The 13,029-nt window shown below is 44.3% G+C and carries 12 protein-coding genes; 6 read left to right on the top strand and 6 right to left on the bottom strand.

Annotated features, from left to right (window positions below; translation table 11 throughout):
• Positions 1-583 precede the first annotated feature (583 nt).
• The 4 genes from PTW35_RS08395 (at position 584) to PTW35_RS08380 (ending at position 4,007) form a co-directional block, all read left to right on the top strand.
• Complete coding sequence (locus PTW35_RS08395) at positions 584-1,225, top strand: phage integrase N-terminal SAM-like domain-containing protein (protein WP_281027292.1); 642 nt, start codon at positions 584-586, stop codon at positions 1,223-1,225.
• The gene (locus tag PTW35_RS08390) at positions 1,225-1,476 is read left to right on the top strand and encodes a tyrosine-type recombinase/integrase (RefSeq protein ID WP_281027291.1); all 252 of its coding nucleotides are present in this window, start codon (positions 1,225-1,227) and stop codon (positions 1,474-1,476) included. The genes PTW35_RS08395 and PTW35_RS08390 overlap by 1 nt, the downstream gene beginning before the upstream one ends.
• 426 nt (positions 1,477-1,902) lie before the next feature.
• Positions 1,903-2,373: a SulA-like leucine-rich domain-containing protein gene (locus PTW35_RS08385; protein ID WP_281027290.1), complete on the top strand. Its 471-nt coding sequence runs from the start codon at positions 1,903-1,905 to the stop codon at positions 2,371-2,373.
• 227 nt (positions 2,374-2,600) lie between these two features.
• Positions 2,601-4,007, top strand: a complete 1,407-nt coding sequence (locus PTW35_RS08380) for a basic amino acid/polyamine antiporter (protein WP_281027289.1) — start codon at positions 2,601-2,603, stop codon at positions 4,005-4,007.
• 53 nt (positions 4,008-4,060) lie between these two features.
• On the opposite strand, the gene PTW35_RS08375 is transcribed toward PTW35_RS08380, so the two are convergent.
• The 5 genes from PTW35_RS08375 to phnW all read right to left on the bottom strand — a co-directional run bounded on the left by PTW35_RS08375 (position 4,061) and on the right by phnW (position 9,750).
• Positions 4,061-4,459 (bottom strand): hypothetical protein, encoded by a 399-nt coding sequence (locus PTW35_RS08375; protein ID WP_044623249.1) that lies wholly within the window; start codon positions 4,457-4,459, stop codon positions 4,061-4,063.
• Between the two features lie 371 nt (positions 4,460-4,830).
• A complete protein-coding gene (gene glgC / locus PTW35_RS08370; protein ID WP_044623248.1) occupies positions 4,831-6,048 on the bottom strand; it encodes a glucose-1-phosphate adenylyltransferase in 1,218 nt (405 codons plus the stop codon).
• A gap of 294 nt (positions 6,049-6,342) precedes the next feature.
• Complete coding sequence (phnX, locus tag PTW35_RS08365) at positions 6,343-7,155, bottom strand: phosphonoacetaldehyde hydrolase (protein ID WP_281027288.1); 813 nt, start codon at positions 7,153-7,155, stop codon at positions 6,343-6,345.
• Positions 7,156-7,250: 95 nt separating this feature from the next.
• Positions 7,251-8,642: an aspartate aminotransferase family protein gene (locus tag PTW35_RS08360; RefSeq protein WP_281027287.1), complete on the bottom strand. Its 1,392-nt coding sequence runs from the start codon at positions 8,640-8,642 to the stop codon at positions 7,251-7,253.
• A gap of 10 nt (positions 8,643-8,652) precedes the next feature.
• Positions 8,653-9,750 carry a 2-aminoethylphosphonate--pyruvate transaminase gene (phnW, locus tag PTW35_RS08355; protein WP_281027468.1) on the bottom strand — a complete coding sequence of 366 codons (1,098 nt, stop codon included), beginning with the start codon at positions 9,748-9,750 and terminating at the stop codon, positions 8,653-8,655.
• Between the two features lie 320 nt (positions 9,751-10,070).
• Between phnW and PTW35_RS08350 the strand changes: the two genes are divergently transcribed.
• Positions 10,071-11,084 (top strand): putative 2-aminoethylphosphonate ABC transporter substrate-binding protein, encoded by a 1,014-nt coding sequence (locus PTW35_RS08350; RefSeq protein WP_281027286.1) that lies wholly within the window; start codon positions 10,071-10,073, stop codon positions 11,082-11,084.
• Positions 11,085-11,209: 125 nt separating this feature from the next.
• Here the strand turns inward: PTW35_RS08350 and PTW35_RS08345 are convergent, their stop codons facing one another.
• The gene (locus tag PTW35_RS08345) at positions 11,210-11,368 is read right to left on the bottom strand and encodes a hypothetical protein (RefSeq protein WP_156149939.1); all 159 of its coding nucleotides are present in this window, start codon (positions 11,366-11,368) and stop codon (positions 11,210-11,212) included.
• Positions 11,369-11,897: 529 nt separating this feature from the next.
• On the opposite strand from PTW35_RS08345, the gene PTW35_RS08340 reads away from it, so the two are divergent.
• The gene (locus tag PTW35_RS08340) at positions 11,898-12,971 is read left to right on the top strand and encodes a putative 2-aminoethylphosphonate ABC transporter ATP-binding protein (RefSeq protein ID WP_281027285.1); all 1,074 of its coding nucleotides are present in this window, start codon (positions 11,898-11,900) and stop codon (positions 12,969-12,971) included.
• The last annotated feature ends 58 nt before the right edge of the window (positions 12,972-13,029 follow it).

Raw genomic sequence — 13,029 nt, 5'->3', positions numbered from 1 at the left:
GGATGGTTTTCTCCAGCTTTCGCTCCACACTGCGAACAAACATTAATTTCTGAGTCTGCCACACTCACCATTGGCTCACCAAAGCAGAATCTCTTAAGGTTAAGTAACTTCTGGGCTACAGGATTAACTACAACCACTCTCTTGTAATGCATGGTCGTTTTTTGGCATGTTTCACAATATAGCTTGCATTCCTTTGTACTCATTATACCCCCTACCAATGCTAGACTTAATTTCCCTTTTACCAAGATCTACAAGCATAACTGAACCATTAATCGCAGCTTAGATTATGTTCAGTATTCTATTGATTCCGCTTCTCTACATAACATTTTATTTGTCGAAACCACTTCGACTATCCCTACTACCAAAAATCAACCAGTTAAATTTTTCTTGGTTTGTTCTTGCTTATAGTGCGTAGTTAATTCGTATATCCCACCTCAACAATCAATAGTAACATACTGACAAACAACTGCTTTTCTATATGTTGTGATATCAGCGGCAAATATCCGAAATCTGTTCTGCATAACTTGGTGTCCGGTGAAAAACGTTCATAAAGTAATATACACATTTAGAAAACAGTATTTGTATGAAAGATATCCCACAGCCACTATCAAGCATTAAAAGTCCTTTTTTGGCAGAGGTAACCACCTTCATTCGTACAAGGGGGCTATCCTATTCAACCGAGAAAGCCTACATCAGTTGGATTAAACGGTTTATCCTATTCTCACGTTACCGACATCGTAATCAAATCAATGCAAGAGATATTCAACTATTCCTCGAACATTTGGTGACAACTAAAAATGTCTCACCAAACACCCAAAGGACAGCATTAAACGCACTTGTCTTTCTCTGCAGGGAGATGCTTAATCAAGATACTAGTTTGTTAAATTTCAAGCGCTCAAAACGTTCTACAAAATTACCAGAAGTGTTCAGCCACGAAGAAGCCATGTCGATAATCCGACTGCTTCAATATCCATGCAGGCTTGTGGCCCAGTTAATGTATGGCAGCGGGCTTCGTGTGAACGAAGCGCTTCGGCTCAGGATTAATGACATTAACTTTGATACCTTAAGTATTACTGTCAGAAATGGTAAAGGAAACAAAGATAGAAAGACCCTACTGTCGCCGCACATTATTGCAGATCTTAAACATCAAATAGAATCAGTCACAGCCCTGTACAAACTGGATACCAAAAATGGTTATGGTGAGGTGTATGCTCAAACAAATTGATGCGCCACCATTTAACTGACCGTAGTGTGCAACAGCAAGTAGCAACCGCAGTCAAACAGGCCAAAATAGTAAAAAAAGCAAACTGCCACACTTTTAGGCATTCTTTCGCTACCCGTTTACTTGAGTCCGGTACAGACTTGCGGAATATCCAAGAACTGCTTGGCCATAGCGATATAAAAACGACTCAAATCTACACCCATGTCGTAGGCACGCATTTCAGCGGCGTCAAAAGTCCATTAGATCAGGTTTAACGGTATGCTACCGCCTAAGATATTTAAATCCCCACGCCTACAATTTTAATTATCAGTGTCTAAATAAGAATACATTCAATCAGTTTCACAAAAAAGACTAATGCAAGTATCTGTGAGATAGCCTGTGTATATGATGAAACAATACTGTATACACAGTGGTTTTCTAGTTTATACAGTAGTTCTCCATAACTTACCCGGTTCATAACCACTTAAAACCAAAAAAACACCAATATATACTCAAAAGAAGTACAACATATAAATTACTTTACATTCATGCACTTAAAAACTTAACCTGTATAGTTTCGTATCCTTTTTGCTCATAAAACCTCAAGCAACTGTTAAAAAAGACTTGCAACAGCACCTGAATACAACTACTGTATAGACATACAGCATGTATAAATAAACACTGTTTGAGGATGATGGATTATGGCTGCTTACTTTGAACACCAAAACACTGTTTCTGCTTCACAGGTCTACAAAGCGACGTTTGCCGCTCAAACCGAAGGTACCTCTTCTCATACAGTAAGCTGTCCTATCGAGGTTTCTTTTAATGATGAGAGCCAGGCACAATTGGCCTATTTTCTACGTATCCTCAAGCAAGCCAGTCAACAAAACCGCTGGATCATGTTTATCGGCCAAAATGCACTCATTGATAAAAACCTATTGAAGAGTGCAGGTATAGACTTGAACAAGGTTTTGGTTTTGACCAACAAAAAAGGCAAAACTGATCAGGAGCTGATGGAAAAAGCGCTCCGTTGTGGTAATTGCAGTGCGGTTATTGCCACAGGTGATATCCAGCACTTTGCCAGTTATACCATGCGAGAAGCTTCAGATTCAGGTGCCAGCTATGCATTTGTCATTAACCGTAACGACAGGTCTCAAATCACATACCACTGAATACACAGTAATTTGTTTAAATTATGTGCCGAGTCCAGTAAATAATTCTTTCCTATACTAATAAAGCCATCAGCAGTGCCGATGGCTTTTTTTGATCCAGTACAATGAATGGTGTAATTAACCATTTATTACGTGATCCACATCACTTTAGCCGTGCATTACAGTAAAAAACCATCATAATACGCCTGAAAATTATAAAAATTCAGTCGTTATAACCGGATGTTAAAATGGAAAAAAAACTGGGATTAGGATCGCTTACTGCCTTGGTCATCGGCTCAATGATTGGGGCGGGGGTCTTTAGCCTTCCCCAAAATATGGCTGCCGTTGCCAGTCCCGCAGCAGTAATGATCGGTTGGACTATCACAGGTATTGGTATGATATTTCTTGCCCTTGCCTTCCAACACCTCTCGAAGCTCAAGCCTGAAATCGAAAGCGGTGTCTTTGGCTACGCCCAAGCTGGCTTTGGCGATTTTGTCGGCTTCTGCTCTGCATGGGGCTATTGGCTCAGTGCTATGCTAGCCAATGTCTCTTACTTGGTTATCGTGTTCAGTACATTGGGGATGCTCTTCGACAGCCCTGACATGGTGCTATTTGGCAATGGTAATACCTGGATCTCTATTATTGGTTCATCGGTTTTACTTTGGCTTGTCCATGCGCTTGTACTACGTGGCGTACAAACAGCAGCAATGATCAATATGATCACTACATGTGCCAAGCTGATCCCATTGTTCCTCTTCATCTTCTCTGCCCTTATTGCTTTTCACTGGGATACGTTCGTGTTCGATTTCACCGGGCTGCATTTCGGTGAACAGCACGATTTACTGTCCCAAGTAAAAAGCACTATGCTGATTACCGTATGGGTTTTCATCGGTATCGAAGGCGCAGTTGTCGTTTCAAACCGAGCGAAAGACCGTAAGGATATCGGACGTGCCACCATTCTGGGCTTGCTGACCGCCTTGACTATCTATGTTTTCGTAACTCTGCTTTCGATGGGAGTGGTAAGCACAGAGCAATTGGCAACTTACCAGAATCCATCCATGGCTAAGGTACTTACCGAGATCCTTGGGCCATGGGGTAAATACATCATTGGGTGCGGACTTTTGATTTCTGTCTGCGGGGCTTTCCTGAGCTGGACTGTACTCGCCTCCGAAGCACCATACCTCGGTGCTAGAGATAAAATGTTCCCTATCAGCTTTGCCAAGCAAAATGAGGCCGGCAGCCCGGTTAATTCATTACTACTCACCAATAGCTGTATCCAGGTAAGCCTTATTTTTGTAATGTTTGCTGGGAGTACCTATGACACACTATTGGCAATCGCATCAGAAATGATCCTTGTCCCCTACTTCTTGGTTGGCGCATATACACTGAAATTGGCGATCGAACGCAAGGACCGTGGCTCGCTGTTCATCGTGGGTCTGTGCGCGAGCCTCTACGGCCTGTGGCTGCTATACGCATCAGGTCTCAACTACTTGCTGCTCTCTGCACTACTTTACGTCCCGGGGCTGTATTTCTACGTAAAAGCCAAACGGGAACAACAGACCCGACCATTTGTTGGTAAAGAAATGACCGCTGCAAGCCTACTAACTGCGGCAGCTTGCATAGCCGTAGGAATGCTGTGGAAAGGTATGATGTAGAAATGCAAAAGCCAGCAGAAGCTGGCTTTTATTTTTTCGGAACAAGTTAGCAGTTAGATCATATGTGCCCTTAGCACCTCACCCTCATCATCTAACTTGATCACTTTACATCCTGCTTTGCTTTCAATTTCGACTAGTTGCAGTTCTTCCAATGCATATGGCAGCTTTATCATCAGCTCATCGATATGCTCTGCACGTGCAAGTCGTAACAAACGAATCAGATTGTTCGTGTCGCTAATATTGGTTGAAAGCACTTTCAGTGCCTGCAGCTGCAACTTCTCCGAGTCTGTCATTCCATGTGGCATTGAAGAAGTCCATGTAATTTCAAATGCAGGAATTAGCGCTTTTAACGCATCGACAAGTGTAACTCTCTGTTTGCATGATGCTGACAAGAATGTTGTGTAATCAAAAACAACATTGTCCGGATTTGAGAATTCAACTGATGTTTCCATATTCATCCCTTTAGAAACATAACCACTGTTGCTAATAACTCATGTGCATCTGGCTAAATATACCGTTAGCTAATAACCACTATACGGCTAACTTAACCATGAGCTATGTCTAATTTATGAAAATATGGCGTTGATCTGCTTTTTACAAGCAAAAAATCAAAGTGGAAATAACAACAAAACAATTGATTAACATCAACAAAACCTTAAGAACATAGTGATCACCATCTTGATAAATAAATTTTTTTCATCCCTGTCTATTGATGAATCACATTATTCATCCGATTAATACAAACCAACACAATTGCAACACACTGAAAACCCAAAGGCCGACAAATAATGTCGACCTTTTATTTTAGTTGTTAAGAATAATGTTAAAATTGATGATCAGAAGTAATGACAACAATCCCTTTTGGTGAAATATCAAACCGTTCTGCATCCTTTTTCCGGTTAACACCAATTTCTACACCGGGCGGAATGACAACATCTTTATCGATAATACAGTTCTCAATATGAGCCCCTTCGCCAACGACCACCCCTTCAAACACAATGCTATTAATAACAACGGCGGCATTCTCGATTTTCACTTTTGGAAATAGCACCGAGTTCTGTGCCGAGCCACCTTTTATCGCTACCCCATTGGAAATAATAGAGTTAATAAAAATACCTTCATTTCCAGCAGGTGAAGAGACGGTTCTGGCAGGTGGCAACTGTTGCTCATAGGTACGAATTGGCCACTCTTCTTGATATAAATCCATAGGTGGATAATATGACAATAAGTCCATATTAGCCTGATAATAAGAATCAATAGTCCCAACATCTCGCCAGTAGGCATCTTGGCTAACCCTACCCGCCGAGCCTCCGAACTGATAGGCATAAACCCGCTCACCATCAATTAGGCCAGGAATAATATCTTTACCGAAGTCATGGCTACTTGTTGGATTAAGTGCATCCTTTTCTAACGCCTCTTCCAATGCTTTCATTGAAAAAATATAGATTCCCATTGATGCCAGACAGGCATCAGGATTGTTAGGAAGTGATTGAGGAGCCTCTGGTTTTTCGGTAAATGAATACACGCGCTGGTATTCATCGATGGACATTACACCGAAAGCATGAGCTTCAGACTTGGGAACTTCCATACAGGCAACGGTCAAATCAGCTTCATTTTCAACATGCTGCTTTAGCATTGGCTCGTAGTCCATACGGTAAATATGATCGCCAGATAGTACCACTACATATTTTGCTTCACTGCGGGTCAACAAGTAGAGATTCTGATAAATAGCATCAGCAGTACCTTGATACCAGCTTTCACCCGTGCGCATCTGGGGTGGTACTGCAGTTATATACTCACCAAGCTCAGGGTTGAATATCGACCAACCATCACGCAGGTGTTTTTGCAGGGAATGAGACTTATATTGGGTCAACACGAGCACACGACGCAAACCAGAATGCAGGCAGTTGGTCAGTGTAAAATCAATAATTCGGTATTTTCCGCCAAATGGTACAGCTGGCTTGGCTCTATGGTCAGTTAAAGGTGACAGCCTTGAGCCTACTCCACCAGCCAAAATAACGGTGATCGCTTCCTTTTTCATATTCTCCCCCTAGCGCTAAAATCGACAGAGAGTTAAAAGCAAAATTCACGCCATAAGTGACGATAAGCAAGGCATTGAAATAAAGTGATTAAATTCATTCAATAAACACTTACATCCCTTTGCGCACCAAAATGGGGAGGCGATTCAGAGCATTGCACAAAAAATGCCCTTTTGATGTATGACCGCACCAAAAGGGCAACTTATATCCGGGATAGATCGTGCAATTTTAACATCACTAGGAGATCAGTTTATCCACCATCGTTATTATGACGTCAAGGCACTATCAATGGGCAGCTATGGCCGCTCACCCGCAGCCAAACGACGCTCGATATCTGCGACCACTTCCGGCAAATCCGCAATAGTATCGATTTGGTAATGTGCACCAGAATGGGCAAAGGCATCGATAGCTTTTGCTCGTGCACCAGCAAGTGTCGCTTCGTCAGCTTGTTCGAACTCAGCCTGGGTCAAGCCCGCCTCATTACCAGACAGCAACAATGCAACGGTCCACATGCCTGCGTTCAGGCCTTCAGTAATACCAGGCACAGAGTCATCAACCTTGATGCACGCTTTCACATCAGTTACCGCAAGCTCGATCATGTTCTGCAGTACCATGTATGGTGCAGGACGGCCTCCCGCAGCAAGGTCATCGGTTGCTACTGCGCAATCAGGGCTATAGCCTTTGTCTTTTGCCGCTGGGAGCAACTTATCAAGTACCTCTCGCGGGTAACCGGTACATGAACCAATTTTGATCCCCTCTTCACGAAGACCATCAATCACCGCTTTTGCCCCTGGGATCAAATCAGCATGCTCACCCACTTTGGCAATCTGAAGTGGCATGAAAGTTTGGTAGATTTTATCGATATCTTCTTTCTGCATTGGCTGGCCGAACTTGTCCTGCCAACGTTGGCTGACTTCAGGCATTTCACCAACCGCTTTTATGTGATCCCACTTACCCAGCCCCATTGGTACACGCGCTTCAGTCAGTGAAATATCAAAGCCGTATTCGCGCCGGAATGCTTCTACAAAAATGGTGGTTGGTGCGAACGAGCCAAAATCTACAACGGTGCCGGCCCAATCAAAAATTACTGCCTGAACTTGTTTAGTCATTTTCTCTTCCTTTTAAATCTCTTTACCTGCTGGCAACACCTTTGGCGGCCAGCAAGGTCTCAAATGGTTCAATAGATGGTGATTGCCATTAACTACTAGCTTTGAACTTCACTGATGGCCTGCTCTACCATATCCATCGCACGAGCAAGATCATCACGCTCGATAATCAATGGTGGGCTTAACTGCAGAACGTTACCCTGTGACACTTTGAAACTCATCCCTAATTCAAGACATCGATACATCACTTGTTCCGCTTGTTGAAGTGCGCGCTCTTTGGTCTCACGGCAAGTAACAAGCTCTACCCCCCAAAGCAAACCGACGCCTCGAACATCTCCTATCAGTGGATATTTCTGTTTCATTCCTTCTAGGCGATCTCGCATGTACGCTTCATCACTCTTCACTTTGGTCAACAAGTTTTGTTGTTCAATCACCTCAATCGTTGCCAGTGCAGCAGCACAACCGACCGGAGATTTTTCGTGGGTGTAGTGACCCAGTGAAACATGCGATGCCGTGTTGTACTTATCTTTAGTGATCATGGCTGCGATAGGTACGACCCCACCGCCTAATCCTTTACCGATACAAAGAATGTCCGGTTCGATGCCAAATTCCTGGTAAGTGAACCAGTTTCCACTACGTCCCATACCATTTGGAATATCGTCAATGATCAGCATGACATTGTGCTTGTCACAAATTTCACGGATGCGCTTCCAGTACGCTCTGCTCGGTACCTGCACATCGGTATTGCGAATACCCTCAGCAATAAAAGCGCCTATGCCCCCTTCTTTTTCGATCACATATTCCAAGTAATCAGCATAGTGAACATCGCTGCCGTCATTCGATGGAAATGCGCCACGATAACTTACTGCGGGTGGAATACGCTCTACGCCCGCCATCAAAGGGCCCATCCCCTCACGGAAGCATGCTTCGCCGCCAACTGAAATGGCATCAAGGGAAGCGCCATGGAATGAGTCCCACAAAGACACTACCTTGTAGTTTCCAGTCACATAACGGGCGAGTTTCAACGCCATACCAATGACCGAGGTGCCGCCCGGCGCAAACAGCACGCGATTGAGATCGCCACCGGCGATATCTGTCAGCTTTTTTGCACAATCAATGGCTGTCTGGTTGGTAAAGCGACGCGGCGAAAATGGCAACTCCGCCAGTTGTTGTTTGATACGGCCAACAACATGGGGATGTCCATAACCCAATTGATGGACATTGTTACCGTGGAAATCCATGTATTTTTTTCCGGCAGCATCTTCAATATAGATCCCATCGGCACCTACCAGGGCATCCAGGCATGGCGTCGACATAGCTTGATGCAAGAAAAACTGACTATCTTCCTTCAGCATCTGCTGCGTTTTTTGATCAGCAATACTGTTTGTCCATGCGACACGAGCTGGCGTAATATTGGTATCTCCTTCACTTCGCAATGACTGTTCCGATAGCGCCGAACCGTGTTGCTGAGATGTCGTTATCTGAGTCATTACGCTTCCCTTATGCCCAGTACATAGACGCTTCGATCGCGTCAATCAGACGATGCATATCTTCATTATGAACATCACCAATGTTACCGATACGAAAGCAATCAGCATTTGACACTTTGCCTGGGTAGATAACAAACCCTTTTTCTTTCAGCAGGTTGTAGAATTTTTTAAAGTCATATTCGTCTGCTTCCGGCGAATAGAAAGAAGTAATAATCGGAGAGTGCAATGACTTATCCAGCAAGCATTTGAAGCCCAGTTTTTCCATCCCGGCAACCAAGATCAGTTGGTTAGACGCATAACGCTGATAGCGTGCTTCTACCCCGCCTTCGTCTTGCAGTTCTTGCAGGGCCTGATGGAAAGCGCGTACTGTATGGGTTGGAGAAGTGAAACGCCACTTGCCATGGTTCTTCTCCATACACAGCCATTGATCATAAAGATCCAGAGACAATGAACGGGCACGGCCTGCGCACTTTTCCAGCTCAGTTTGTTTTGCAATGACAAAGCCAAAGCCAGGCACACCCTGAATACACTTGTTGGCTGAGCTGATCATAAAGTCGATCCCCAGTTTACCGATATCCAATGGGATACCGCCAAAACTCGACATGGCATCTAAGATCATGATCTTATTGCGAGATTTCACCACATCGCACACAGCTTCCACTGGGTTTAACATCCCTGTTGTCGTTTCGCAGTGCACCATAGCAACATGGGTAATACTCGCATCGCTATCTAGGATTTCTACCACTTGCTCAGCAGATGGCTGCGCCACTTCACCAAGCTCAATAATGGTGTGTGCAATGTTTAGGTAGTGTGCAATCTGACCAATACGCTCACCGTACGCACCATTGTTAACCACCAGCAGTTTTGCGTTTGCAGGAACAACGGTACCGATTGTGGCTTCAACCGATGCTGTGCCGCTGCCCTGCATCAACACACTTGTATAACCTTCAACACCCGTGGCCAACTCAACTAACTGCTCACGGATCACTTCTACAATACCTTTATTGTATTCATCATCCCAAGTACACCAGTCTTTCAGCATGGCTTCGCGAACAGTACGGCTCGTTGACAGCGGCCCCGGGGTCAGTAGCAAATATTGATTATCCAAGTTTTCCATTATCTTGATTCCAATTGGACTATACCAGTTACGACGAACTATAACGATCTTGCCAAATTGCTGTAAATCCCCAGACCCAACAATTAACAAAAGCTTCATGTTTTGTCGTTTTTCGCTTCTCTCCTTTATTTACCTCTGAGTTATTGCTGTCAAAAATAACCAATAAAATTGTTAGTAAACTGAAATATCGCAATCATTGAAGTGTCATATTTCCTGCCTAGCATCTTCCATGTCGAAACAATCTGGTACAGACCAAGCAATACAATTAAACCCTCTGGCTCGGTCAGCCAAAAATTCATGGAGATGAAAAAATGAAAAACCGTTGGATGATTACCCCTCTTACTGCAATAGCAGCTCTTTCCGCTTCTTCTGCATTTGCTGCCGAGGAACTAACGGTGTATACCGCTTTCGAGACAGACATGTTGGCTAAATTCAAAAATGGTTTTGAGCAAGCTAACCCAGATATCAAAATTAACTGGGTACGTGATTCAACCGGGATCATGACTGCAAAACTGTTGGCCGAAAAAAATAACCCCCACGCTGACGTGGTATGGGGCCTAGCCGGCTCTTCCATGGCGCTTCTTAAAGAAGAAGGTGTACTGAAGCCATACACACCGGAAGGTCTTGATCAAATCCGTGCAAATCTAGTTGACCCGCAACAAAACAAAGCTTGGTTCGGTAACGATGCATTTTTTAATGCCGTATGTTTCAACGAGATTGTTGCCGAGCAAAAAGGTCTGTCCAAGCCAGACAGCTGGGAAGATCTGCTAAAGCCTGAATACAAAGGCCATATTGCGATGCCAAACCCAGCCTCTTCTGGCACGGGCTACATGCAGGTATCCGCGTGGATCCAGTCTATGGGAGAGAAACCAGCATGGCAGTATATGGAACAACTGGACGGTAACATCGCCCACTACACCCACTCGGGCTCAAAACCGTGTGTGCAGGCTGCTATGGGAGAAGTGGCTATTGGTATTTCAATGGCAATCCGCGGTGCCACCCTGAAAACACAAGGTGCGCCCATCGACATTATCATGCCCAAAGGAGGCGTGGGCTGGGAAGCTGAAGCCGTTGGTCTGGTAAATACCGAATCCGATGCTGCCAAGCGTCTTGTAGACTGGTCCATCTCTGAAGAAGCGAACAAGCTTTACAATGCGTTCTATCCGGTTGTTGGCCATAAGGCGATCAACGCAGCAGTTAACAACTATCCTGATGTAGAAAACGCAATGGTTGATATGGACTTTGGCAAGATGGCGGCTAGCAGAGAAGATGTGCTGAAGACTTGGTCTGACCGATTTGATGCTAAGTCTGAGCCACGTTCATAATCTACTTTGTATTATCACGAGCAGATAACAATGAATACGCTGAGCGTGACGGTAATGCTGTCACGCTATTTTTGTTTTATACCTATTAAATATGTAATGTATCAATATATTTAAATCAATGGTATTTAAAGCTGGAAATAAGGTTGGCGAGCCACCATTCCCTCATGGCTTTCCAGCCCTTCTTGTTGCTCGTTTTGAGCATCCAGTTTAGCCAGTTCTTTTTTCATTTCCGACAGCTCACGTTCCATATAAGAAATATTACGGATCAACATTTTTCTTTCCATGATGCTTTGCCTCAATCAAAAAAACACAAGAATAGAATAAAAGGTCTAGAACTATACCCAAGTTACCTCAAGAAGCAGAATTCAGAGGGTTGCCAGCGGATTCAATCCAAGGCGAAGCTTTGCAGGAATGGCATTCCCTTTCAAATAGCTTCAACGAGGGAGTGAATGCGCTGACACCCTCCCGAAGAACGAATTTTCTAAGCTTCTATACCGCGTTATTGTTTTTCGATTTAGAGCCACTAGATCTTCAAAACAATGCCTTGTCTATAAGATTAGAAATTCTCGCTGAAACTGCATCTTGAGGTAGCTTGGGTATAAGAATATCAATTTGACAAGATGAAAACGAGGCACCCTAATCAAATTCTTTTTTAGCATGGCAAAAGAATGCGATATTCAGTAATCGTTAAGTATGAACCAACAGAAATTTTTTTCCAGAAAACAATATTCTTTTTTTCGTAAAATCCATGTCATTTAACTGTAACTGACTGCAATTAATTTTGGTATATACCAAATAAAGTGAGTTAGAACCATGGAAACGTATCTGAAGATTGAAAATGTCAGCAAGCAATATGGACAGTTTACTGCGCTGAACGACATTTCCCTTGATATTCATAAAGGCGAATTTGTTTGCTTCCTAGGCCCGTCAGGGTGCGGTAAAACTACCTTGCTACGTGCCATTGCCGGATTGGATCTGGCGTCTTCAGGCAAGATCACCCAAGGCGATAAAGAAACGACTTTCCTTGCCCCTGAAAAGCGTGACTTCGGCATTGTCTTCCAGTCCTATGCCCTGTTCCCAAACCTGACTGTAGCGGATAACATCAGCCTAGGCCTGCGTAACCAAGGGAAAGACAACAAAACCGTCAACGACACCGTCAGTCATTGGTTGAATGTTATCGGCTTGCCAGACTCCGGGGGAAAATATCCTAACCAACTCTCTGGAGGCCAACAGCAGCGAGTTGCCCTCGCCCGCGCACTATCATTATCGCCAGGCTTGTTACTGCTCGATGAACCTTTGTCTGCCCTGGATGCAAAAGTGCGATCTCACCTCCGAGAAGAAATACGTCGCCTGCAGCGCCAGCTGGGTATAACCACCATTATGGTGACCCACGACCAGGACGAAGCTCTCGCGATGGCCGATCGCATTGTGGTGATGAACCACGGTGTTATCGAACAGGTTGGCACGCCGCAGGAAATCTACCAAAACCCAGCTTCGCGCTTCGTTGCGGACTTTGTCGGTAACATGAACTTTATACCGGCTTCCGTAGTCAGTGATAACCAAATCAGAATCGGTGAATCATTGCTGCCCAAGCCTTGTGATGCACTAGAGCGTGGTCAGCAAGTGGAATTGGGCCTGCGCCCAGAAGATCTTCACTTTTTGGAAATCGGCAAGAAGAGCGATTCGAGCTTCCCTGTTCAGATTGAAGAATTGGAATTCCAGGGCACCTTTGTCCGTGCCGAGTGCAAACTCCAAGGTGCGTATCAAGGCAACATACTTAAAGTTGATGTGCCTATTCGCGAATTGCGCGAGCTTCAGCTCGAGCGTGGTCACTTCCATTACGTGAACATGTCCAAGAATCATACCCATATCTTTCAAGCGCAATAGAGAGCATGGAAATCGCGATGAATGCAAATACGAATGCAATTTCGAATGTGACGACTAA

Source organism: Photobacterium sp. DA100 (assembly GCF_029223585.1).
Lineage (GTDB): Bacteria > Pseudomonadota > Gammaproteobacteria > Enterobacterales > Vibrionaceae > Photobacterium.
This window is presented reverse-complemented; position numbering and strand designations above follow the sequence as displayed.